Raw genomic sequence first — 22,224 nt, 5'->3', positions numbered from 1 at the left:
GAGCAAGGTACCCCGCCGGCTCTGTTAGTCGTTACGGGACGGCCGGTTCGGAAGCGACGCCGTGTCGGCTCCTTCGGCGGAAGTCGGAGTCCACGCGTGATCGGCTCCGTATCGTTCGTATTCGATCTCGTGTCGACCGTGTTCCGTGTCGATCGCAAGTGCCGCTCCGCACCGGTCCCGACCCCGCGGGTCCGTATTGCGTCCCGGAGAAACTCCATTACAGAGTTATCTCTGTAAGTAGTGTCGTTCCCGAGGCGTCCCATTTATTACGGCCGGCGTCCGGGGTAGCCGTATGCACGCACGACGAGTCGATCAGATCCGAGCGGGCGGCGTCGTCGCGATCCTCCGCGGCGTGGGTCCCGAGTCCGCGGTCGACGTGGCGGACGCCGTGGTCGACGGCGGTGTCACGGCGCTCGAAGTGACCGCGGACACGCCGCACGTCACGGAGACGATCGACGCGCTCTCCAACCGGTTCGACGACGTGCTCGTCGGCGCCGGGACGGTGCTGGACGCGGAGACCGCCCGGGCGGTACAGCTCGCGGGCGCCGAGTTCCTCGTCACGCCGACGGTCGACGCCGGCGTCATCGAGACCGGGAACCGCTACGGGACGCCGATCGCGGCCGGCGCGTTCACCCCGACCGAGGCCGTCCGCGCGTACGAGGCCGGTGCCGACTTCGTGAAGGTGTTCCCGGCGAAGACCGGCGGACCGGACCACGTCGCGGCCCTCGGCGGCCCGCTCCCGCAGATTCCGCTCGTCCCGACCGGCGGCGTCGGCCCGGAGAACGCCGGCGCCTACGTCGAGGCGGGAGCCGCGGCGGTCGGCGTCGGCAGCGCGATCGTCGACGACGACGCGGTCGCGAACGAGGACTACGAGACCATCAGCGAGAACGCGCGCCGAACCGTCGACGCGGTCGCGGCCGCGAGGGACCGATAGGGCAATCGACTGGGCGACACGAATCGCGCCGGACCGATAAACCGAACGTGGAGACGCCGCCATTCGGCCAAGACACATCCGTGCCGAGGTCGCCCTGGACCTATCCGTTCGGGCCGGCTTCGAGCCGCCGAGCGTTTTCAATCGGCCATAGACCGTAACCCCGGCTCGGTATTGACACCGCAGCTGACGGTTGCCGTCGCCGGATTCAGTTCTTCGGTCGGTTTCGCGATCGCCTCGTATTTTGTATCGCGATATGCAGTTTATTCGTCGCTCATCGGACGGTTCAGTGTCGCTTTTCGAACAACGCAATCCACGCTGATTCCCGAGATCGCGATCGAATTCCCGCCGAGAGCGGAACGATTACCCCGCACGCATACCCAACGTCGACCATGACCGACTCCGACTGGGGCGACTGGCTGCCGCGCGCGGTGGCGGACGCAGACCCCGACACGGTGGCGCTGTGGTACCTCGGCTGCAACGGCTTCGCGATCAAGGGGAGCGAGGGGACGGTGCTCTGGATCGACCCGTACGTCGGGACCGGCGACCCGCCGCGCACGGTCCGGATGATCCCGGTCCCGTTCGATCCCGAGGACGTCGACGAGGCGGACGCAGTGCTGGCGACTCACGAACACACCGACCACGTCCACGGCCCCTCGCAGGCGCCGATCCTCGCGAACACCGACGCCGACTTCGTCGCGCCAGACGACTCGCTCGCCGTCGCTCGCGAGGAGGAGCGCTGGACCGAGCACTGGGACGTGGCGGCGGAGGCGTTCCTCGAAGTGACCGAGGGCGACGAGCTGAAGATCGGCGATTTCACGGTTCACGTCGTCGAAACGCAGGACTCCGACGCGACGCACCCGGTCGGGTACGTGATCGAACACGAGTCGGGCACGCTGTTCCACGCGGGCGACAGCAAGCCCTCGGCGTCGTTCTCGGGGCTCGGCGAGGAGTTCGACATCGACCTCGGAATCCTGGCGTTCGGTTCCGTCGGCCGGGTTCCGGACAAGGAGACGGGCGAGCCGGTGGAGACGAAGTGGTACAGCGACGAGAACGAGATCGCGGCCGCCGCCGAGGACCTCGCGCTCGATCGGCTCGTCCCCACCCACTGGGACATGTGGAAGGGGCTGACCGCGGACCCGACCGCGCTCCACGAGCACGTCCGGAGCCGATCGCACCCGAACCGGCTGGAGATAGTCGAGATCGGCGACCGGATCGACCTGTAGGTCGTCGGCCTCGAGAGGGCCGATTCCGCGTTTTTTCACCGATCGGTGGTTATCAGCGCCGAAAGGCGGCCCGTGGAATTTAAGCCCCTGCTCCGGGTGAGTCCCCGTATGAGCGAACGGACGGCAGAAGCGACGACGACCGTCGACGAGGACGGTATCCGCGTCGAGAAGTCCTTCACGGACGACGCGTTCCCCGTGCCCGCGGTGATGTACGAGCTCTCCTCGACCCGCGAGGACCCCGTGCGCGTGCGCATCGTCGACCGGATCCCCGAGTCGTTCCCGATGGACCGGATCGGGTTCCACCCGGAGTACGAGAGCGAGAACTGGACCGCCTACAAGGACCACCGCGTCGAGTTCGAACGCGTGATCGATCCCGACGAGGAGGTCGAGACCGTGTTCGGGATCCGCGACGACGACCCCGACCTCGACGGCTTCCTCGGGACGCCGGTGATAGAGCACGTCCCGGTCGGCGAGGAGATCGAAGACGTCCTCGGCGCCGGCGACACCGACGCCGTCAGAGAGGTGCTCTCCGGCGACCGCGCGACGCTTCCCGGGATGGAGGAGCCGCTCGCGTCCGACGACGAGCCCGCAGTCGACGACGAACCCGCAGTCGACGACGAACCGGCGGCCGATACCGAAGCGGCGGACCCGGACGCGGCTGTCGAAGCGCCGGAGGTCGCCGAAAGCGACGACACAGACGATGTAGACGGCGAGGCCGCCACTCCCGAACCGCGGAAAGTCGCCGCGGGAACGGCGGCGGTCACCCCGCGAGACGGGGAGGAGACCGCGGAGGCCGACGCCGAGGAATCCGAGATCGGTGAGTCGGACGAGCCCGAACCGGAAGAATCCGAACCGGAAGCGGCCGATTCGGAGGCGGTCGAGTCGGAGGAGCCCGAACCCGAAGTGACCGAACCGGCGGCCGACGAGGCCGCAGAGCCGACCGAGGCCGCGGAAACCGCTCCCGCGTCCGCCTCCGGGGAGGGGCTCGCCGCGACGCTCGCCGCGGAGATCCGCGCGGGCGATGTCGACGACGAGGACCTCGAGACCATTCGGTCCGAACTCGACGCGGGCGTCCCCCGGAGCGTCGACGTGCGGATCGGCCGGCTGCAGTCGAGCGTCGCCGACATCGAGGCGTACGCCGACGCGCTCGCGGAGTTCATCGACGGCGAGGGGACCGCCCGCGAGATCCTCGACGACCTCGACGAGAAGGTCGCCGCCGTCGAGTCCGAGATGGCCGCGATCGACGACCGGTTCGCGTCCGCCGACGCCGACCGGAACGACCTGCGCGAAGAGGTCTCGCAGGTCGACGAATCGGTGTCGGCCGTGACCGAGGACGTCGACGCCGTCACCGGGCGCGTTGAGGAGGTCGACGGGCGCGTCGACGGCGTCGAATCGGACGTATCGACCGTCGAGGAGTCGGTCGCTGACGTCGAAGAGACCGTCTCCGGCGTCGAAGAGTCGGTCGCAGACGTCGAGGAGACCGTGGACGGCGTCACGGACGACGTGTCGCGGCTCGACGACGAGACGACCGGACTCGACGAGGCGGTCGACGACCTGGGCGACGACGTGGAGACCTTATACGAGGAGGTCGACGACGCCGCCGCGGGGCTGGAGGCGACCGAGAACCGGATCGAGGACATCGAGGCCCGCGTCGAGCGGTTCGACGAGGAGTTCGACGACCTCTGGGACGACCTCGCGGAGGTCGACACCCGGCTGACCGACATCGAGGACCGGCTCGGCGAAGACCTCGACGACGTGGCGGCGGAGCTCGACGCGATCAACGACCACCTCGAGGAGCTCGAAGCCTTCAGAAAGCGGCTCAACGAGGCCTTCGGTCCGGGCGGACAGTAGGCCGCGAGGAACCCCCCGAACTCACGCCGACCGAAAAGCGCAACCCGTTTTACCCGCGGCCCCCCAGATCCGGCAATGAGCGAACCGGTACCGGTCGCCGTGCCGCGGAAAGGCCGACCCCTCGAAGCGGTCCTCGAACGGATCGCGGCCGTCGGCCCGGACGACCGGCTCGACGGGCTCGCGGACCGCGTGAGCAACACCCTCCGGTACGAGAAGGCCGTCACGAAGGGCCGCGTCGACGCCGAAGACGGCCCGTACGAGCGACTGACGGAGTACTCCGACCCAGACGACCCGCGCCGGCCAGAATTCACGCTGCTGCGCGACGACCGGGACGGGAAGCCCCGGCGGATCGTCTTCGACGCCGCCACCGTCGACCTCGGCGACGTGACGCTGAAGCTCGTCGGCCGCGAGGAGCCGTTCCGAGCCCTCCGAACCCACGAGTTCGCGCTCGGGTTCGACTCGGCCGACCTCGTCTTGGAGGAAGTCGTCGGGATCCGACCGGAGGGACTGGGACAGATCGCCGACATCAACGAGCGGATCGACCCCGTCGACACCGACGTGCGCGTGGTCAACGGGCTCGGAGACACCGTCTACCACACGCTGATGGGAAAGCTGGAGGGGACCGATCCCGGGACCGACCTCGATCGGCGCTTCGTCGCGGAGTACGAGGGACCGCTTTGCATCTCTCCGCGCTACGAGCGGCTCGTCACCGCCGTCCTGGGAACGGACGCGCTGGAGGGCGTCGAGTTCGTCTATCCGAACGCCGACGAGGAGGAGGAGGCCGCCATCGCCCGGACGGGGATCGGCGTCTACCTCACGGTCACCGGGTCGACGGCCCGCGAGCACGGGCTCGTCGTCGGCGAACACCTCTTCCCCAGCGAGACCGTGCTGATGCGGAACGCGGCCGAACACGACCCGCGCGTCGAGCGCGCGCTCGACGCGCTCGCGGTCGAGGAGTCGTCCTCGGAGATCCGGGTCTGATCCCAACACTTTCTATAGCGATATACAATATATACGTCGGCGATCGATCGTCCCCGCGTGTACTCGCAACGGCCGATCACGGGAGAAAAAGTCTGATTGCCCGGATATTTCGGTCGGAGACGGGGTAGTGTGGAGTCGTGAGGGGTTCGATGTCCCCTTTGTCCGTTTCTGGTACAGATTCCATCAGTGGCGCGAGAACGGCCACAACGGTCCGAGAGACACGCGGTGGGACAGACGGGACCATCGACCGGTTCGAACCGTAATCGACGTGACTCCGCCGAGGCGACCGAGCGTTCGCGATCGATAGGCTCGTCGATGGAGTCACGGGCGTGTCGACTGCGGTACACGCCAGGCCACCACGGTCGACGAGCCGGGTCGATGAACGCGCGAACCACGGGCGGCGCTCGACAGCAGCCACGGGCTCCTAGCCCATGTCGTCGTCACCGCCCCACAGGGGCAGTCCCGCTTCGCCTCCGGCCGTCAACGAGCGCCGGCGACGATCGGGTGTCTGAATATCCGGGATTCTATGACTACACATTGAATTTTGTAGTACCACAAAGACAGATATTCAATATTCACCGGGCAAATAGTGGACCTACAGTACTGTATAAGTGACCTTATCCGGAATTGTGGGATAGATTGAAGATGGCGGGCCGAAAAGGCTCGGACGAGAGATGAGCGACGACCGCCGCTCCGTGAAGACGTACGTCCCCAAGGATCAGAAGGCGATCTGGCAGGACCACGCCGACGAGTTGGGGATGTCCCAAAGCGAGTTCGTCAGAACGATGGTACAGGCCGGGAGACGCGGGTTCTCGATCGAGGGCGACGAAAATCCCGTCGAACCGGATCCGTCGGGGTCTGACCGTGGGGGTAACGACCTCGAAAGGCGGGTCGAGGCGGCCCTCGCCGACGGGGTCCTCTCGTGGGAGGAGCTCGTCGACGCCGTGTTCGACGACTTCGAGGGGCGGCTGGAGGACGCGCTCGACGCGCTCCAGGACCGCAACCGCGTCCGGTACAACGGGCGGGAAGGAGGGTACACGCTGATCGATGAGTAGCGCGCGCGCCCCCGCCGAGGTCGACGACCCGATCGGGTACTTCATCGAGGACCTCACCTATCACGGGAAGACCGAGCGGACCCGCGACTCCTACGAGCGCGTGCTCCGCCGGTTCGAGGCGTTTCTCGACGCCGAGACGACGCCGTCGTCGGCCACCCATCGCGACTGTATGGCGTTCGTCCACTCGCTGCGCGGCGACGTGGCCGACAGCACCGTGGCGACGTACGCGGCGTATCTGCACCGGTTCTACGGGTACATGACCGAAGTCGGCGTCTTCGAGGGGAACCCGATGACGCTCGTGATGGAGGAGATGGACGAGACGGTGGACAAGGACCCTGCGCGGCGAGACGTGTCGATCCCGGCGATGCGCGAGTTCGTCGCCGGGGTTCGCCATCCCCTCCACCGCGCGCTCGTCGTCACACTGTTGAAGACCGGAATGCGGGTCGGCGAGCTCTGCAACCTCGATCTCCGCGATCTCGCGGTCGACGACGAGGAGGTCAGGGGGGCGTTCGCGCTCGGGACGCGGCCGGCCCTCGCGGACCGACCGAACTCGCTGTACGTCACGCCGGACGCGACGGTCGGAGAGGAGCTCAACGGCGAGGTCCGCACGGCGTCGAACAAGCGCAAGCGGGCGACCGTGATCCCGGTCGACGACGAGCTGGCACGGACGCTGAAACGGTGGCTCGCGGTGCGGCCGGACAGCCCGTCCCCCGCGGATCCGCTGTTCGTCGGCACCGCGGAGGGATGGGGAGAGCGGCTCGACCCGCAGGCGGTCAGACACGTCGTCGAGCGCCACGCCCGCGACGCGGGGTGGTACCGCACGGGCGGCGGCGCCGCCGAGAACGTCACGCCCCACTACTTCCGGCACTTCTTCACGACGCATCTCCGGGACCGGACGGGCGACCGCGGCGTCGTCAAATACCTCCGCGGCGACGTCGCCGACGACGTGATCGACACGTACACCCACAACTGGGGCGATCAGGTCCGCGAGACGTACGAAGCGAACGTCTATCGGCTATTGACGTGAGCTGACACTCGATCGGGCGTAGTCGTTGCAATTTTGTTGATAGTATTACAACCCAATTGAGGCCGATTCCGATCAGATAAATCGCATGCCGCTATACCGAATTCACGGCACAGCTTCGCGACCGACCCGAGGATCGTCGCGAAGACGGCGGTGCCCCATATCACCCGTCAGGGGAAGGTACAGGAGCCGTTGGGTGCGAACACGTCTCGACGTTGATCGACCTGTTCTACGGGAATCCGTTCGAACCCCGGATCGACATCAAATGGCCGGCACGTCGGTGAGCAGTCCCGTGGGGAATCAGTCGTCGTCTAACGCGGGTTCGCTCGGCGATTCGTTCGCCGGTGCATCGAGGCGTCCGGTCGTGTACCCCTGCCAGTCGTACCGCTTCTGGAGCCACAGCGCCACCTTGACCAACGCGAGCAGGACGGGCACCTCGATGAGCGGACCGATCACGGTCGCGAACGCGACCCCGGAGCCGACGCCGAACACCGCGACGGCGACGGCGATCGCGAGCTCGAAGTTATTTGAGGCCGCGGTGAAGCCGATGGCAGTCGTCGTCGAGTAGTCGGCGCCGATCCCGCGGCCCATCCCGAAGCTCACGAAGAACATCACGACGAAGTAGATCGTGAGCGGGACCGCGATCAGGAGGACGTCGCTCGGCTGCGCGACGATCCGCTCGCCCTGCATGGCGAACATCACGATCACCGTGAACAACAGCGCGACCAGGGTGAGCGGACTAATCGTCGGCTCGAACGTCTCCTCGTACCACTCGTCTCCCTTCGTTCGCGTCCCGACGAACCGCGAGACGACGCCCGCCGCAAAGGGAATCCCGAGGAAGATCGCGATCGCCTCGAACACCTGTCGCGGGCTGATCCCGAACTCGGAGATCCCCGCGACGAGCGACTCCATACCGAGCAGCGGCGGGAGGAACAGCGCGAAGAACCAGACGTACACGCCGTAGGTGAGGATCTGGAAGACGCTGTTGAACGCGACCAGCCCGGCGGCGTACTCGTTCGACCCCTCGGCGAGTTCGTTCCAGACGAGCACCATCGCGATACAGCGGGCCATCCCGATGAACACCAGTCCGAGGAAGAACTCGGGACGGGCCGGGAGTCCGGGAACGAGACCGCTGAAGAACACGATCGCGAGCCCGAACATGAGGGTCGGCCCGATGAGCCAGTTCTGGACGAGGCTCAGTCCGAGCACCTTCACGTTCTTGAAGACGGCGGGAAGCTGTCCGTAGTTGACCTTCGCCAGCGGCGGGTACATCATCACCACCAGTCCGATCTCTACGAGGTGGAGGTCCTGGATCGGACCGGTGACCGACGGTGCGACGTAGCCCAGACCGATTCCAATCGCCATCGCACCGAAGATCCAGACGGTGAGATACTTGTCGAGGAAGTCCATCGACCGGGGATCCCCGCAGGCTTCGCAGTCACAGTTCGGTCTATGTTCGTGGGGAGCGTCGCTCACGACGGCCCCACCCCCGTAGCGACAAACGAACCAACTGGCGGGCGATACCGGCGTGTAAGCGGATGAGCGTTCATAAGTGGTGTCTCGGAGGAGGCGACTACTCTTCGGCCGCGATCACGTCGAGCTGTACGTCCGCACCACCGGGGAGCGAGCAGACGCCGACGACGGTCCGCGGCGGAAGTTCGACATCGTCGAACCGCGACTCGTAAACGTGGTCGATCGCTTCCGCGGCGCTCGGGTCCGTGAGCTGGATCTCGAGTTTCATCACGTCGCCGAACGTCGCGTTCCGGTTGTCGGCGAGCGCGGATTCGAGGTTGTCGAGTGCCGTCGAGAATTGCTCTTCAATTGAGTGATTGCTCAATACTTCCCCGTCAAGTTCAGGGAGAATACCCTCGAAAAAGCGCAGATCGGACGATCCGGTTCGCTTCCCGAACGCTCCGGTATTACCCGTACCCTCGCGCTGAATCCTGCTTTCCTCGCTCAGATCGGGATCGATATTCATCTCGGCACCGTGCCCCTCTCCCGTCTCGATCTCCGTTGTTTGCTGGCCCATAATAGATGAACAGTTGTTCATATATTAAAAATCTTCGAAGGAACTCAGCTACCGGGACACGGATCAAATTACGAATGATATTAGAATTCCGCTAGACTGTTGGCACGGGAATCGGGTGCGATCGGAGACAAAAGCGTCTACTAGCGTATCGCCGAGCAAGACCGGAGCGGAAGCCCCCGAGGATCCGGACGACTACGTCGAGTAAGATTGGGTCACGGACACCGTATCGACAGGGAGGAGTCGTCTCGCGTCGTGGACGAATGCTCGGAGTCGCCGGTCGCGTTCTCGCGACGGGTCAGTCGCGCTGACCGAGACGGCGAGACTGCCGTCGGACACCGTCGCTTCCGCGTCAAGTCCGTGGAGTGCACGGAGGCCCTCGACGCGATTTCGACCCGTGATCCGCCCGTCGACCGACAGGTCGTATTCCAATGTGACGCCAGCGAGCGAGTGGTTGTAATCGAGGTGTACGGCGTCGTCGCCGATGGACTCGATCACGCACTCGCGGCCGGCGACAGAGACGGTCCGCCCGGCCTCGCGCCGGTCAGCCGGTACGAGCGAAGCCGGAACCGTCTCGCGCCTGTTCGGGTCACGCATGCCGAACGCGTCATCGGGCTCCACCGTAACCGTCGTCGATCCACCGCTCCCGACCGTCCGAATCGCCTCTTCGACCGGTTCGAAGACGTGTCCCTCTCCGAGCACGACGACGATCGGCCCGTCGGCGTCGAGGCCGTCGAGGTCGGCGTCCGCGGCGACCGCGGGATCCGTGGTGTCCACGACGTGGCCGCTCTCGGCGGCGCGGGCCGTGTATTCGATCCGGACGAAGTCGCCGTCTACGAGCGTGTCCGCGTGTTCTGTACTCGTCATTCCGGGGCGATGTTCATCGGCTTGAAGCTCATTTCGCCCTTGACCTCGCTCTCGCCGAGGCGTCTGATCTCCCCCTTCCCGTACTTGTAGCCGGGATTGGGGTTGGCGGGATCGAGGTACGCCGGATTGACGTCATTGTTGACCTGGTCCGGATACAGCCAGTATGTGTACGCTAACCCCTCCGAGACGGGCTGTCCCTGAGCCGCGTCGTCCTCGTCGACGACGTAGGCGACCGCGGTGAAGCTCCCCTCGGTGTTCTCGCCGTTGATGTTGAAGACGTCGTCGTTGACGATCTCGACGAGATCGCCGGCTTCGATCCCCCGTTCGGCCGCATCGTTGGGATGTAGCTGGAGGACGTTCTGCGGGAAGCGCTTCTGGACGTACTCCAGTCGCTGGTGGGTGTACATGTTCTGCCAGAGGTGCTGGAGCCGGCCGTTCGTCACCCATATCTCGTCCTCGCCGGGACTGAGTCGTTCGTAGACGTCGCCGATCGTCGTCCCCTCGTCGGGGTCGACGACTCGATCCCAGTCGACGCGCTGGAGGATCGCCTCGCCCGTGCTCGTGTGGAACCGATGGTCCATGACCTCACGTTCGCCGTCCGGGGCGTGGATTCGGGGCGTTCCCTGCACCTCGCCGTCCTCCTCGTAGATCGGCTGTTGGACGCCCTCGTCGACGGTCTCCATGTACTCGGCCGGCGTCATATCGTTCGCTTCGGCGGCAGGCGCGATCCCCTCGAGGGAGTGATCCCCCCCGGCGCCCGGATACTCCTCGCAGATCAGGTTGAAAATCTCTCGGGAGTCGTCCCAGTCCATGTCGTCAGCACCGAGCCGTTGGCCCATCATCGAGAATATCTCCCAGTCCTCCTTCGCGCCCGATGGCCCCTCCATGAAGCCCTGATACTGGCGGAAGCGACGTTCGCCGTTCCAGCGGTGGTAATCGCCGCCCTCGCCGGATTCGACCGCCGTCGCCGGCAGGAGAATATCGGCGTATTGAGTCGTCGTGTTGGGGTACAGCTCTTGGTGGGTAACGACCATGCCGCCGGCCTCGATGCGTTCGCGGAACGCGCGTTCGATCTCGTCAATGTCGGCTGTCTGCGGTTGCGCGCCGCTCGTGCGCTCCCGCATCGCGTTCCGGAGGTCCTGCGTCGCGTACGAGTGGCGGGCCGGATCGTTGCCGATGACGTGCCAATGTTTGATCTCGCCGTCCCGGACGCGTTCGACCGTGTTCGGCGCGATCGTCACGTCCTCGACCGTCTCGCCGTCGAAGGTCTGTGTCGAACGCTCGGCGATGGCATCTCCTTCGGCTCCGCTCGTCCAAAAGCCCTCCTGGTGGCCTCCGGCACGGGTGATTCCGGTACCGGGTCGACCGACGCTGCCGGTGATGAGCGTCAGGTTCGCCATCGCGCCGGTGTTCTCGTGGGACCATCCCCAGATAAGTCCCTTCTCCAGCATGAACAGCGTGTTCGTCTCCTCGGCCTCGGGTTGGGCGATGAGTTCGGCGGCCTCCCGGATTTCTTCGGCTGGAACCCCGGTCGTCTCTGCGGCCTTTTCCGGGGCGTAACGGGGATCGTCCAAGAGGTCGTAGTACTGCTCTGGCGTCAGGCCGAACTCCTCTTGGTACCAACCTTCCTCGTCGATTGTCTCCCGGTTGTCCATCACCCACTCCTCGATGAACCCCTCGTCGTGCCAGCCCTGATCGACGATGTGGCGGGCGATTGCGTTCAGGAGGATGGGGTCCGTCGCCTCGTTGACTTGGAGGTGGATCCCGCCGTTGTTCTCGACGTAGTTCGCGGTGAACTTCTTTCGCGGATCGATGAAGACGATGTCGGCGTCGCCCTCCTCGTTTATCCACTTGCTGAAGATGACGTCCTGGTTCTCCTTGGGATCGGCCCCCGCCAGTACGATGGTGTCGGCCTCCGCGGCGTCCTCGTAGGCGTAGGACCACTGTGCGAGGCCGGCGTTAACGAGTCCGGGGACCTCCGTCGTGAGCCCCGGACGGTTGTGGCCGCCCCAGTTGGGCGAGCCGATGACATCGTGACAGAGCTTCGTCCCGGCGAAGGTGTTCTCGATGAACTGATAGAAGTACAGCTTCTGTCCGTAGCCGTTCGGGTTCTCGCCGTTCTCCGTGGCGATCTCGGTGGCGCGGGCCCACGCTTCGATGGCGGTGTCCCAATCGACGGTGACGAGATCGCCGCCGATCCGGATCTTGGGCTGTTTCAGACGGTCGTCGTAGTCCTCGTTGTTCGGGGAGTACAGCGACTGCGCCTGCGTGCCCCCGCGGACGGAGTGGGAACCACCCTCGTTGACCGGATACTCGGTGTCCGGCTTGAATAGGACGTGATACTCCTGTCCGTTTTCCTTGATGATCTCGTGCATATTTGGCGAGGGCCACTCGCCGTAGCCCGCCGGATAGTCGATCCCGAGCGCGTTCTCGTCGGCCGACGGACCGCCCTCTTCCCCGACTGGCCACTTGTACACCTCATAGCCGCAACCGACGATACAGTACCGGCACGACCGTGTGCTACGCTCCGCGTCCGTCGGGGGAATGGGTACCTCGCTGGTGTTCGGGTTGTCTGCTGCCATGATCACTCCTCCGTGGCGGCTTCGATCGCGGTCCCGTCCCGCATGTTGTTCCGGTATCCATACACGAGCCCGTCTATCCCCGTCGCGTAGATGTCGCCGTCTTCGACAGCGAGACGAACCTGAGGGAGATCGGTCGTCGCGGCACCGCTGACGACCATCCCCCCTTTCGAGAGATCGAACGTCGTGTAGTGGCAGGAACACGGACCGGCCATCTCCCGGTCCGGATTCACCAGCCCCTCGACGCTACAGCCCATATGCGTACAGAGGCCGTTGTACGCGACGATATCGCCGTCCGAGCCGACGCCGCCCCACGCTTCACTCTCGATCTTGGTGAGGAAATTACGCGTCCCTTCGAGGGGATAATTGAACGTCTCTACAGCCCCGTCTTCGAGGTCGTCGACACTCCCCACGAAGATGCGGGGATACCGATCGAGCCGGCCGACGCGTTCAGTCGGCGACTCGGCGGGCGCGTCGCTCCCATCGTCGGCCCGCGGAGCCTGGAACCCGCATCCCGCGACGGAGGCGGCGCCGACCGTCCCCACAGTCGCGAGGAGACGCCGTCGGGTCGCCGATGGATTATCATTATCGTCCATGCTGGTCTACCGATTTAGTATTCATACACTTGTATCTTTCTCTCATCGATCCGATTCTCACAAGCTCCGTATAAAACATCGAATTATCCGGGAGAAAGCTAATTTTAGTGGGTGCCATAGATTTGGAATTCAAATTCTCATGGAGGTGTCCGAATATAGTTGAGTCTTTACTTAATTAGAGGGAGGGAGAGCTATCATCTTCGTTCGTTCTCAGATATCCGTTCTCGTCCCGTACCGACGAGCGAAACCGACCGTAGATCGAGGCTGTCACCCGTAGCGCGCCGACGAAGCGATCGCGATGGATATCCCTGTTACTCGTCACTGCGATCGTCGCGATCCGGGGAATGTTCGGGATCGTACGACGGCAACTGATTGATGAGACGGACGACTTCGTCGAGATCCAGATCGTCCGCTGTTGCGGCTCGCGCAACTACCGGCGGATCTACGGCCCGGTCGCCCAACGCAACTTTCGGTACGTCGCTGTCGCTGAATCCTTCGAGGATCGCGTAGTCGTACCTGCGCGCGAACTCGTCCAACACGTCGCCGAGGGTCCGATTCCGGCCAGTCGCGAACCACGTTCCTTCGTCGGTGAGCCCGACGGTGTGGACCGCGCCGCCCGCGCGGTGACGGGCCGTGTCCTTCCCCTCGGTGTCGACGTCCGGTTCGTGCGTGAGGTGTTTCACCGTCGCGACGGTCCCGCGCTCCCGGAGACGCTCGGCCAAGGAGGCGACGACCGTTGTCTTTCCCGAGTCCGAGGGTCCTGCGACACAGAGGACCTTCATCCGTGTCACCGCGTGTCGTCGAGGGCAGTCACGAGCGCCTCGGCGCGTCGCGTCGGCGTGTATCGGCGCGACCGACCGTCTCTTTCTTTTTCGACCAGCCCGGCGTCACAGAGCAGGGTGAGTGCGTGGCTAACGGCGCTGTCACTGATCGAGACGTACGGGGAGATCTCGTCGAATTTCAGTCCGTCGTCCGATTCGACGAGCAGTCGGACCAATCGGTAGCGCGTCTCGTAGCCGAACGCGGAGAGCGCTTTCACGTCGGCCGCCGTGACCTCGTCGTCAATCACCGCGTCCAGATCATGTGTCTCAGACGGGTCCGACGCCGTGTCCGTCATTATCTGTCAATACGTGTAACTCCGTATAGTCGTTGCGCCATCCTCGGATCACTCCTCAGCGGCCACGACGTCGATCTCGATCGCTGCCCCGCCCGGAAGCGTACAGACGCCGACGACACTCCGTGGCGGGAACTCGACATTCTCAAAGCGCTCCCTGTAGACCCGATCCACCGTCTCCAGCGCGTCCACATCGGTGAGTCGCACCTCAACTTTTAGCAGGTCCGCGAGCGTGACGTTCCGGTTCTCGAGCATCAGTTCGAGCCGGTCGAGACACATCGAGACCTGGGCGTCGGCCGGTTCGTCTCCACGAACGTCCCCATTGATCTCCGGAAGGATTCCCTGAAAGAAGATCAGGTCGGAATCGCCGGTACGCATTCCGAACGCGCCTATGTGCTCGATCCCGGCGCGCTGCCGTTTGCTCTCGCAGCTCGGTCGATCACCAAGTTCGATATTCGCTTCCTCGTCCGTTGCTGTGTTCATACCCTGTGTTGTCTGAGCCATAGTTTAGATTTTATTTAATCGTTAGCTGATTTACTTGGATGATCGAACACTGACGGGTTCGAAGAAGTTGGTCCCGTTTGTTGACAGACTAATCGGCTCGACCGTCTGTGAAGTCGTTTTCGTCCCTTCCGTTGCTACATTTACTCCTGCTCCGGGCTGAATACTGGTAATCGAGTAGAGTCTGGTCTGACTCACCTGAACCCCTGAGTGGTGGTCTGTTATCTCGTCGTTCATGACGCCGTTCGGAACATCGAACGACTTCCAAACGAGCGCCAGTGGGCTGGTTACCACCATCCAGCATACAATTTAGCATATGTTCATATAATACTTTGGAACTCACGCGACCGAACCGCGAGAATCGTCGATACGTATTTGATGGTGAAACCTCGACACTCCGATATGACCGGGGAAGAGAACGCATCCGAGGTCAGAGAACCTGACGATGGCTCAATGCGACGTCTGTACGTCGAGTTCGAGGTCGAGCCGTCGCCCTCGACCGGCTGTCCACTGAGCGCGTTCGAGCGGGATGTCGTGGAAATCCGTCAACAACGGACCGGCGACCAGTGTCACACAGACGTGACGCTTTCCCCCGACGACTGCGACTGCGAGGATGATGACTGTACCGAGGTCGTCCACGCGGCGAAGGCGGTCGAGGATCGCTGTCCGTGCGCGGTATTCGGTGAGTACGGCTGCGTCCCTCGGCTCACTGAGATTGACGGAAACGTGGTCGTGGTCGAGACGTACCTCCCGGACAGGGAGCTACTCACCGATCTTGTCGACGATCTGAAAGTCGTCGTCGAGGGAATCTCGTTACGGCGGCTAAAACGGATCGGGTCGCTCGAACGCGAGGGACCGCGATCTGACGTGACCCTCAATCTCTTCGAACTAACCGAGAAACAGCGCGAGGCGGCCGCCGCCGCGGTGGCCGCCGGATACTACTCACAGCCTCGAGAGACCTCGATCGGCGACCTCTCTACCGACCTTGGTATCTCAGATTCAGCGCTCTCTCAGCGGCTGAAAGCCGTCGAATCGAAGCTTGCCACCTCAGCCTTCGCACAGTCATGCTCCTAACGACTCGGAGGATAACCGAAGGGACGAACTGAGCCGCTCGTCGGTGACCACTCTGTTCATCCCCATCGACGAACACCCTTTGTCAGTCCGGTGGAATCAGCATAAGGTCTATTCGCTAACCCGGAAAATCGGCGACTATGGCCGACGATATTACAGATGCCGACGAACTGCCCTCGACCGCGAGCGACGTGGCGCAGGAGTATCCCGACGCGTGGGACGCTTACACCGAGCTGGGAAAGGCCTGCTCGGAAGCGGGGCCGATCGACGGCGAGACGAAGCGGCTCGTGAAACTCGCGCTGGCGGTCGGCACGCAATCGGAGGGGGCTGTACATTCGCACGTCCGCCGGGGCCTCGAAGAGGGCGTCGACCCGGAGACCCTCAGACACGTCGCGATACTCGCGGCGCCGACCCTCGGGTTCCCGAAGGCAGTGGCCGCGCTCACGTGGATCGACGACCTCGCAGATTGAACCATCCGTTCACGACGATTTCCGTTCTCCGCCGTCCGGTATATAAATAACTTCGATATTCAGCGGTGAGTCCACGCCCTCGGAGAGTCATCGTGTACGTATGAGGCGTGACCACGAGCAACCACCGGACATCGACGACGACGAGTTCGACGAGTGGGCCGAAGACCGTCTCGCCGATGTCGAGTACGACACCGAGTTGGGTAAGGAGATGGGGAAGGACGCGATCCGGCTCGCGCGCGGCGAGATGAGCGAGGCGGCGTTCAACGAGAAGTACCATGAGGAGGTCAAAGCGGAGTTCGGCATCGACGATCGACCCACCAAACTGGAGGGGATCGACGATGAGTAGCGACGGGCTCGACCTCACTAGGCGCGACGCACTGAAGGCAGGCGGCGCGGCGGCGGCCGCCTTGGGGATCGGTGGGAGCGCATCGTACCTGACCGAAATCGACGCGGCGGCACAGTCGGTCGACTTAGAGTACGAGGAGGTCCCGACCGCCTGCTGGATCGGGAAACAGGACTGCGGGGCAGTCGCCAAGAAGGTCGGCGACCGCGTCGTCAAGTACGAGGGGCACCCCGACGATCCCCGCACGGAGGGGTCGCTCTGTCCGAAGGGACAGGCGCAGATCGAGCAGGTGTATAGCCCGTATCGAATCAAGGCTCCGCTCAAGCGGACGAACGACAAAGGTCAGCACGGCGAGTGGCAGGAGATCAGCTGGGACCAGGCGATGGACGAGATCGGCGACCGGCTGGTCCCGAAGCTAGAGGACGACCCCCGACGAGTCGTCTTCCAGGTCGGCCGGAAGAAGTCCCCCCAGTGGCAAGAAGACGCCTGGGTCACCGGCACGAGTAACAAGTACGGCAGCATGGAGAAGTACGGTCACGGAGCGGCTTGTTCCGACTCCGGCTACCGGGGTCAGGAACTCATCTTCTGTACCCACGGCGTCTCCGAGACCGACTTCCAGAACTGTGAGTACTTCATCGGCTGGGGTCACAACATGGCCCAGGGTGGCGGCGCGCACCTCTGTCAGATCACGTGGCCGAAACAGATCGCCGACGCTCGCGACGATCAGGGTATGAAGACGGTCGCTATCGACCCCCAACGTCGCAACTCCGGTCCGTTCACCGATACGTGGCTCCCGATCGAGCCGGGCACCGATATGGCGTTCTGGCTCGCCTTCAACAGCGTCCTCGTGGATGAAGGCTACATTGATGAGGAGTACCTCACGACGGCGACGAACGCGCCGTGTCTCGTCGCGACTGAGGGCGACGAGGAGGGACACATCCTCCGGACCGACGACGCCGAAGACCCAGGCGACGAGTACACGTGGGCCGACGGCGAACTCGTTTGGGACGAGGACGCGGGCGAACCCGTCGCCCACGAGGAGGCATCGGCACCGGAGAACGTCGCGCTGCGGGGTACGTACGAGGTCGATGGCGTCGAGGTCAAACCGGCCTTCCAGCTGTACCTCGAACACATTGAGCAGTACGACCCCGAGTGGGCCGCGGAGATCACCGACATTCCGGCCGAGCAGATCGAGGAGGTCGCCCTGGAGTGGGGCGAGAACGCCAACATCGGCGCGACGGTCGAGATCGACGGCGTCGAGGTCCCGTACCGGCCGGTCGGGATGCACGGCTACCACGTCGCCCAACAGGAGCTGGGCGTCCAGGCGACGATCGCCCACTACCACGCCGCGATGCTGGTCGGTGCGGTCGACGTCGTCGGCTCGACGCGCGTCCGGAAGGCCAAGTACGGCGGCCCGCAGGACTACCGCGCGCCGTTCCGCGACCAGGCGTTCCATCCGGAGAAGATCACGCCCGAACCCGACGGGCCGTCGCTGGGCGGGAGCATGTTCCACCCGATCGACTCGACGGCCTACACCCAGAGCCACGTCAGCCAGAACGACCCCGACAAGTACAACCTCCCCTACGGGCCCGAGGAGATGGCGTGGGTCGTACAGATGGCCAACCCCGTTCACTCGGCCCCGCAGGTCGACACGGTCATAGAGAGCATGAGCAAGCTCGACACGACGGTCGTCGTCGATCCGTGGATGAGCGCGACGGCCGACGTCGCCGCCGACTTCGTGCTGCCGGCCGCGACCGCAGACAAGCTCCAGGGGCCGACCGGCGGCTGGGACGGCTACGCCGACACCGAGTTCGTTCGGTTCCCCTCGATGGACCCGCTCTGGGAGAGCAAGCCCGACGCGGAGATCTTCATCGAGATGGCCAAGGCGGTTGACGCCTACGAGGAGTACGTCGCCGACATTAACGACGAACTCGGCATCGACGGCACCGAGTATGCGTACTCGGGGCCTGAGGAGGCGCCCGATGACCCGAGCGAGTTCCTTCGCGACGGCCTCGACCGCTGGGCGCAGAACAAGGGCAAGAGCTTAGAGTGGTTCCGCGAGGGCAACGTTATCACCAACGAGTGGGAGGTCGGGGGCGGCAACCGCTACGCGTACACGTGGGGGATGGACAACGGCTACGGCGAGTTCAACCCCTACGACGCCAAACACGAGTTCTACAGCGAGACAGTCTACCGGCTCGGCGAGCGCGTCCACGAGCTGTTCGCCGACTCGAAGTTCGACGACCCCGAAGCCGAGTTCCCGTACCTCCAGGACTACACCGCGTTCCCGACCTGGCGGGATCCGACGATGTACGAGTCGCCCGACGAGTACGACCTGACGCTGTTCAGCTGGCACCAGATCGAGCACAAGCAGTCCCGGACGAGCACGAACAAGCTGCTCAACGAGATAGCGCCGCGGGCCTCGATCCGGCTGAACCCCGAGGACGCCGAGCGAATCGGCGTCGAGACCGGCGATGAGGTCGTCATCGAGACCCACAACGCACAGACCGACGAGACGTACCAAGAGGAGGGCGTCGTCATGGTTCAGGACGGCGTCAAGAAGGGGTCGGTCGGCGTCCCGGCCCACCACGGCACTTGGAAGGACCCTGAAACCGAGGCGCTCGATGAGGGGCCGCACTGTAACAAGATCCTTCCGAGCGGTCCCGGTTACCTCGGCTTCGACAACGGACAGGCCTTCCAGGTCCGCGCGAAGGTCGAACCCAAAGGAGGTGACAGCTGATGACCCAACTCGGCATGGCGATCGACTTGGAGCGGTGTTATGGCTGCCGGGCCTGTATGGAGGCATGTAAGGTCGAGAACTCCACGCCTCGCGGGGCGTTCTGGATGCACGTCTTCCGCTACGAGGAGGGCGAGTATCCGAACACCGAACAGAAGAACATGCCCCGGCCGTGCCAGCACTGCTCGGAGCCGTCGTGTGCGTCGGCCTGTCCGACCTCGGCGCGGTTCAAACGCGAGGAGGACGGCATCGTCCTCACCGACTACGACCGGTGTATCGGCTGTCGGTACTGCGAGATCGGCTGCCCGTACGGCGTCAACTACGCGCAGTTCCACCATCCGGACGAGGCGCAGTACGGCCACGGCTCCGGTGGGAGCACCGGCGACGACATGTTCGGCGACGACAGCGCGAGTAGTGTCGCAGAGCAGCTCGGCGAACAGGATCCCGGTGACGGCAAGCCGCCGTGGCACGATCCGATCCACGATGAACCGATCGAACCCCGCGGCACGCAGATGTCGGGGCCGCAGCCCGAGGGGGTGATGAGCAAGTGTACGATGTGCGTCCACCGACAGGACTCCGAGGACCGCGGCCAGCAGGGGACGACGGCCTGTCAGGAGACCTGTCCGGTCGACGCCATCAAGTTCGGAGACATGGAGGACCCCGAGAGCGAACCGCGGCAGCATCTCGCGGAGAAGTCCTCCTCGTCGACGTTCAAACTGCTCGAAGACCGAGGGACCGAGCCGAACGTCGTCTACATCGGCGACGAGCCGAGCGACGACGCTCGCGCCATCGAGAGCGCGGATACGTTCAAAGACCCAGAAGAGGCCATCGAGATCGAGAAGAACCCGCCTGAAACCCGCTCGGCCGATGTGGAGGTGAACCAATGAGCACTCCGTCCGCACGAAGTCGACTGGCCGAACCGTTCGAGGACACCGGCAGGCTCTACTACGCCCTCGTCGGCGTCGCGGTCCTGCTCGTCCTCGGAATGGTGTACAGCTTCGTGACCGTCCTCACGGAGGGCCACGCCGTTACCGGCCTGGACAACTGGGGGACCGACGGCGGCGTCCCCTGGGGGCTCGACATCGGCGCGTTCACCTGGTGGGCCCTGATGGGCGTGGGTGCCGTCGCGCTGTCGGCGATCGTCCGGGTCTTCGGGATGGACGACTACGAGCCGTACGCCCGCGTCGGGGAACTCGTGACGCCGCTCGCGTTCCTCGCGAGTTTCCTCCATATCGTCTTCGACCTCGGGGTGCCGTTCCGGGTGCTCAACACGGTGTGGTACCTCCCGCTCCAGTCGCCGATCGCCTGGGACGTCATCCTCCTCGCCGGACTGGGCGTGCTCTCGGTCGCGTACCTGATCGTCTCCGTCCGTCGGGACGTTCACGCACTCCATCGGGAAAGCGACGTGCTCCCGTCGGCCCTCGGACCCGTCTACAACGCCCTGCTTGTCGGGTACGACGACTCGCGGGGGTCCGACGACGGTCGGGGGCTCCAGTGGTGGCTCGCCGCCGCGGTCCTGGTCTTCATCCCGGTCGTCGGGGGCGGCCTCGTCCCGTTCGTCTGGGGCCCGTTCGGCGTGAACATCAACTGGTTCGGGGCCATCCAAGGGCCGACGTTCCTTGCGGGGAGCATGACCGTCGGCGCCGCGACGCTGCTTTTCGTCGCTGGCGTCCTGCGATTCGCCTACGGCCTCGACGACGTGTTCACCGACGAGACGCTCCGACGGCTCGGCGTGTTCACCGGCGCGTTCGCGTTCACGTACCTGCTGGGCGTCTTCTACGAGGTCCAGACGGGGACGTTTGCGGCCGACCTGGCCGACTCGGACGTTTCGTTGCTCGTCTTCCAGGGGCCGCTCGCTACGCTCCTGATGCTCGCCGTCGCGGCGGTCGCGGTCCCGACGGTCTACCTCGTCCTGCAGGAGGCGCTCAGCCGGTTCAGCCTCGTCGGGACGGTCCTCTTCGCCGGCGTGATGCTCGTCGGCGTCCTCCACCAAGAGACGTGGCTCACCGTCGGCGGGCTGATGTACCCCGACATGATGTACCCGGCGGGCGGGTACACGCCGTCGGTCTACGAGTGGCTGAACCTGATGGGGACGACGGCGCTGGTCGCGCTCGGACTGCTGGTGTTCGCCAAGACGCTCCCGATCGTCTCGATCGGTACGCCGAACGAGGTGGAGACATGAAGTCCGACGCACCCGGTACCCGGACTGACATGGATCCGGCCGGAACGAGCAGCGACGCCGCCGGACGGGTCGTCGACCCCCGCGTCTACCGGGCGCTGGGCGAACAGTTCCTTCGACGCCCCGAGGCGGACCGCGTCGAAGCTGTCGGCGAATGGGCTGGCGAGTGGCGCCGGACCACCCCGTCGCTGCCGCCCGAGTTCGACTCGGCTTTGGGGCGGATCGCGTCCGGCGCCGACGCGGACGCGGAGACGCTCCGGACCGAGTACACCCGTCTCTTCCGAGGCATCTCGGAGGGAGCGCCGGATCCCCCCTACGAGTCGCTGTACGCCGACGGGCAGTTCTACAGCGGCACGACGACGGAGATCCGGCGCGGGTACCGGTGGGCCGGCGTGGACGTCAACGATGCGGACGGTAATGAGCCGCCGGACCACCTCGGGCTCGAACTCCAGTTCCTCGGGGAGCTGGTCGCTATGGACGAGGTGGAGTCGGACAAACACGACGTCGAGGACGCGCAGTGGTGGATCCTCGATGACCACCTGACCGAGTGGCTTCCGGCGTTCCACGCCCGCGTTGCCCGCGAAGACCCGGTGGCGTACTACGGAGGACTCGTCGACTTAGCGCTCGCCGTTGTCGAGGCACACCACGCGAGGCTTGCGTCACGGAGGTAAGC

Annotated in this window: 21 protein-coding genes; 13 read left to right on the top strand and 8 right to left on the bottom strand. The window is 64.7% G+C overall.

All coding sequences use genetic code 11. The features are described from left to right. Nucleotides 1-292 precede the first annotated feature (292 nt). From JIN95_RS12585 to JIN95_RS12560, 6 genes are all read left to right on the top strand, one after another. Nucleotides 293-934, top strand: coding sequence for a bifunctional 4-hydroxy-2-oxoglutarate aldolase/2-dehydro-3-deoxy-phosphogluconate aldolase (locus JIN95_RS12585; RefSeq protein ID WP_200531708.1), 642 nt, complete (start codon nucleotides 293-295; stop codon nucleotides 932-934). Between the two features lie 389 nt (nucleotides 935-1,323). Further along, on the top strand, nucleotides 1,324-2,157 hold the full coding sequence (locus JIN95_RS12580; RefSeq protein WP_200531707.1) for an MBL fold metallo-hydrolase: 834 nt from the start codon (nucleotides 1,324-1,326) through the stop codon (nucleotides 2,155-2,157). 108 nt (nucleotides 2,158-2,265) lie between these two features. Further along, a complete protein-coding gene (locus tag JIN95_RS12575) occupies nucleotides 2,266-4,008 on the top strand; it encodes a hypothetical protein (RefSeq protein ID WP_200531706.1) in 1,743 nt (580 codons plus the stop codon). A 75-nt stretch (nucleotides 4,009-4,083) separates the two neighbouring features. After that, the gene (locus JIN95_RS12570; RefSeq protein ID WP_095635938.1) at nucleotides 4,084-4,989 is read left to right on the top strand and encodes a hypothetical protein; all 906 of its coding nucleotides are present in this window, start codon (nucleotides 4,084-4,086) and stop codon (nucleotides 4,987-4,989) included. A gap of 674 nt (nucleotides 4,990-5,663) precedes the next feature. Further along, nucleotides 5,664-6,044 carry a DUF5805 domain-containing protein gene (locus JIN95_RS12565; protein WP_200531705.1) on the top strand — a complete coding sequence of 127 codons (381 nt, stop codon included), beginning with the start codon at nucleotides 5,664-5,666 and terminating at the stop codon, nucleotides 6,042-6,044. After that, nucleotides 6,037-7,071 (top strand): tyrosine-type recombinase/integrase, encoded by a 1,035-nt coding sequence (locus tag JIN95_RS12560; protein WP_095635940.1) that lies wholly within the window; start codon nucleotides 6,037-6,039, stop codon nucleotides 7,069-7,071. Before JIN95_RS12565 ends, JIN95_RS12560 begins: the two co-directional genes overlap by 8 nt. A gap of 297 nt (nucleotides 7,072-7,368) precedes the next feature. Here the strand turns inward: JIN95_RS12560 and arsB are convergent, their stop codons facing one another. The 8 genes from arsB to JIN95_RS12520 all read right to left on the bottom strand — a co-directional run bounded on the left by arsB (nucleotide 7,369) and on the right by JIN95_RS12520 (nucleotide 14,733). Beyond that, nucleotides 7,369-8,478, bottom strand: coding sequence for an ACR3 family arsenite efflux transporter (arsB, locus tag JIN95_RS12555; protein ID WP_200531704.1), 1,110 nt, complete (start codon nucleotides 8,476-8,478; stop codon nucleotides 7,369-7,371). A 163-nt stretch (nucleotides 8,479-8,641) separates the two neighbouring features. After that, nucleotides 8,642-9,097 (bottom strand): RidA family protein, encoded by a 456-nt coding sequence (locus JIN95_RS12550; RefSeq protein WP_200531703.1) that lies wholly within the window; start codon nucleotides 9,095-9,097, stop codon nucleotides 8,642-8,644. A 192-nt stretch (nucleotides 9,098-9,289) separates the two neighbouring features. Beyond that, nucleotides 9,290-9,961 carry an FKBP-type peptidyl-prolyl cis-trans isomerase gene (locus JIN95_RS12545; protein ID WP_200531702.1) on the bottom strand — a complete coding sequence of 224 codons (672 nt, stop codon included), beginning with the start codon at nucleotides 9,959-9,961 and terminating at the stop codon, nucleotides 9,290-9,292. Then, nucleotides 9,958-12,543: an arsenate reductase (azurin) large subunit gene (locus JIN95_RS12540; RefSeq protein ID WP_200531701.1), complete on the bottom strand. Its 2,586-nt coding sequence runs from the start codon at nucleotides 12,541-12,543 to the stop codon at nucleotides 9,958-9,960. Before JIN95_RS12540 ends, JIN95_RS12545 begins: the two co-directional genes overlap by 4 nt. 2 nt (nucleotides 12,544-12,545) lie before the next feature. Continuing rightward, entirely contained in the window at nucleotides 12,546-13,136 is a 591-nt protein-coding gene (locus JIN95_RS12535) for an arsenate reductase (azurin) small subunit (protein ID WP_200531700.1), read from the bottom strand. 311 nt (nucleotides 13,137-13,447) lie between these two features. Further along, complete coding sequence (mobB, locus tag JIN95_RS12530; protein WP_200531699.1) at nucleotides 13,448-13,918, bottom strand: molybdopterin-guanine dinucleotide biosynthesis protein B; 471 nt, start codon at nucleotides 13,916-13,918, stop codon at nucleotides 13,448-13,450. A 5-nt stretch (nucleotides 13,919-13,923) separates the two neighbouring features. Beyond that, nucleotides 13,924-14,253 (bottom strand): winged helix-turn-helix domain-containing protein, encoded by a 330-nt coding sequence (locus JIN95_RS12525; protein WP_200531698.1) that lies wholly within the window; start codon nucleotides 14,251-14,253, stop codon nucleotides 13,924-13,926. A 48-nt stretch (nucleotides 14,254-14,301) separates the two neighbouring features. Next, a complete protein-coding gene (locus tag JIN95_RS12520; RefSeq protein ID WP_234699205.1) occupies nucleotides 14,302-14,733 on the bottom strand; it encodes a RidA family protein in 432 nt (143 codons plus the stop codon). A 420-nt stretch (nucleotides 14,734-15,153) separates the two neighbouring features. Between JIN95_RS12520 and JIN95_RS12515 the strand changes: the two genes are divergently transcribed. From JIN95_RS12515 to JIN95_RS12485, 7 genes are all read left to right on the top strand, one after another. After that, nucleotides 15,154-15,825: a helix-turn-helix domain-containing protein gene (locus JIN95_RS12515; RefSeq protein WP_200531696.1), complete on the top strand. Its 672-nt coding sequence runs from the start codon at nucleotides 15,154-15,156 to the stop codon at nucleotides 15,823-15,825. A gap of 137 nt (nucleotides 15,826-15,962) precedes the next feature. Next, nucleotides 15,963-16,292, top strand: coding sequence for a carboxymuconolactone decarboxylase family protein (locus JIN95_RS12510; RefSeq protein ID WP_200531695.1), 330 nt, complete (start codon nucleotides 15,963-15,965; stop codon nucleotides 16,290-16,292). Between the two features lie 100 nt (nucleotides 16,293-16,392). Next, a complete protein-coding gene (locus JIN95_RS12505; protein ID WP_200531694.1) occupies nucleotides 16,393-16,638 on the top strand; it encodes a 4Fe-4S ferredoxin N-terminal domain-containing protein in 246 nt (81 codons plus the stop codon). After that, nucleotides 16,631-19,375 (top strand): molybdopterin-dependent oxidoreductase, encoded by a 2,745-nt coding sequence (locus JIN95_RS12500; protein WP_200531693.1) that lies wholly within the window; start codon nucleotides 16,631-16,633, stop codon nucleotides 19,373-19,375. Before JIN95_RS12505 ends, JIN95_RS12500 begins: the two co-directional genes overlap by 8 nt. Next, on the top strand, nucleotides 19,375-20,259 hold the full coding sequence (locus JIN95_RS12495; RefSeq protein WP_303646643.1) for a 4Fe-4S dicluster domain-containing protein: 885 nt from the start codon (nucleotides 19,375-19,377) through the stop codon (nucleotides 20,257-20,259). The genes JIN95_RS12500 and JIN95_RS12495 overlap by 1 nt, the downstream gene beginning before the upstream one ends. Beyond that, nucleotides 20,256-21,554: an NrfD/PsrC family molybdoenzyme membrane anchor subunit gene (gene nrfD, locus JIN95_RS12490; protein ID WP_200531692.1), complete on the top strand. Its 1,299-nt coding sequence runs from the start codon at nucleotides 20,256-20,258 to the stop codon at nucleotides 21,552-21,554. The genes JIN95_RS12495 and nrfD overlap by 4 nt, the downstream gene beginning before the upstream one ends. Beyond that, entirely contained in the window at nucleotides 21,551-22,222 is a 672-nt protein-coding gene (locus JIN95_RS12485) for a molecular chaperone TorD family protein (RefSeq protein WP_200531691.1), read from the top strand. Before nrfD ends, JIN95_RS12485 begins: the two co-directional genes overlap by 4 nt. Nucleotides 22,223-22,224: the final 2 nt, after the last annotated feature.

Origin of the sequence: Halorubrum sp. LN27 (assembly GCF_016635065.1) — an archaeon.
Lineage (GTDB): Archaea > Halobacteriota > Halobacteria > Halobacteriales > Haloferacaceae > Halorubrum > Halorubrum salipaludis.
The sequence above is the reverse complement of the archived record's forward strand: the minus strand, read 5'-3'. Positions and strand labels throughout refer to the sequence as shown.

Excerpts from the sequence above, each read along its gene's own strand:
- JIN95_RS12525 (WP_200531698.1), bottom strand. The coding sequence starts at position 14,253 with ATGACGGACACGGCGTCGGACCCGTCTGAGACACATGATCTGGACGCG.
- JIN95_RS12535 (WP_200531700.1), bottom strand. The coding sequence starts at position 13,136 with ATGGACGATAATGATAATCCATCGGCGACCCGACGGCGTCTCCTCGCG.
- JIN95_RS12585 (WP_200531708.1), top strand. The coding sequence starts at position 293 with ATGCACGCACGACGAGTCGATCAGATCCGAGCGGGCGGCGTCGTCGCG.
- JIN95_RS12540 (WP_200531701.1), bottom strand. The coding sequence starts at position 12,543 with ATGGCAGCAGACAACCCGAACACCAGCGAGGTACCCATTCCCCCGACG.
- arsB (WP_200531704.1), bottom strand. The coding sequence starts at position 8,478 with ATGGACTTCCTCGACAAGTATCTCACCGTCTGGATCTTCGGTGCGATG.
- JIN95_RS12485 (WP_200531691.1), top strand. The coding sequence starts at position 21,551 with ATGAAGTCCGACGCACCCGGTACCCGGACTGACATGGATCCGGCCGGA.
- JIN95_RS12545 (WP_200531702.1), bottom strand. The coding sequence starts at position 9,961 with ATGACGAGTACAGAACACGCGGACACGCTCGTAGACGGCGACTTCGTC.
- JIN95_RS12575 (WP_200531706.1), top strand. The coding sequence starts at position 2,266 with ATGAGCGAACGGACGGCAGAAGCGACGACGACCGTCGACGAGGACGGT.
- JIN95_RS12565 (WP_200531705.1), top strand. The coding sequence starts at position 5,664 with ATGAGCGACGACCGCCGCTCCGTGAAGACGTACGTCCCCAAGGATCAG.
- mobB (WP_200531699.1), bottom strand. The coding sequence starts at position 13,918 with ATGAAGGTCCTCTGTGTCGCAGGACCCTCGGACTCGGGAAAGACAACG.
- JIN95_RS12495 (WP_303646643.1), top strand. The coding sequence starts at position 19,375 with ATGACCCAACTCGGCATGGCGATCGACTTGGAGCGGTGTTATGGCTGC.
- JIN95_RS12510 (WP_200531695.1), top strand. The coding sequence starts at position 15,963 with ATGGCCGACGATATTACAGATGCCGACGAACTGCCCTCGACCGCGAGC.
- JIN95_RS12500 (WP_200531693.1), top strand. The coding sequence starts at position 16,631 with ATGAGTAGCGACGGGCTCGACCTCACTAGGCGCGACGCACTGAAGGCA.
- JIN95_RS12580 (WP_200531707.1), top strand. The coding sequence starts at position 1,324 with ATGACCGACTCCGACTGGGGCGACTGGCTGCCGCGCGCGGTGGCGGAC.
- JIN95_RS12515 (WP_200531696.1), top strand. The coding sequence starts at position 15,154 with ATGACCGGGGAAGAGAACGCATCCGAGGTCAGAGAACCTGACGATGGC.
- JIN95_RS12550 (WP_200531703.1), bottom strand. The coding sequence starts at position 9,097 with ATGGGCCAGCAAACAACGGAGATCGAGACGGGAGAGGGGCACGGTGCC.
- nrfD (WP_200531692.1), top strand. The coding sequence starts at position 20,256 with ATGAGCACTCCGTCCGCACGAAGTCGACTGGCCGAACCGTTCGAGGAC.
- JIN95_RS12520 (WP_234699205.1), bottom strand. The coding sequence starts at position 14,733 with ATGAACACAGCAACGGACGAGGAAGCGAATATCGAACTTGGTGATCGA.
- JIN95_RS12570 (WP_095635938.1), top strand. The coding sequence starts at position 4,084 with ATGAGCGAACCGGTACCGGTCGCCGTGCCGCGGAAAGGCCGACCCCTC.
- JIN95_RS12560 (WP_095635940.1), top strand. The coding sequence starts at position 6,037 with ATGAGTAGCGCGCGCGCCCCCGCCGAGGTCGACGACCCGATCGGGTAC.
- JIN95_RS12505 (WP_200531694.1), top strand. The coding sequence starts at position 16,393 with ATGAGGCGTGACCACGAGCAACCACCGGACATCGACGACGACGAGTTC.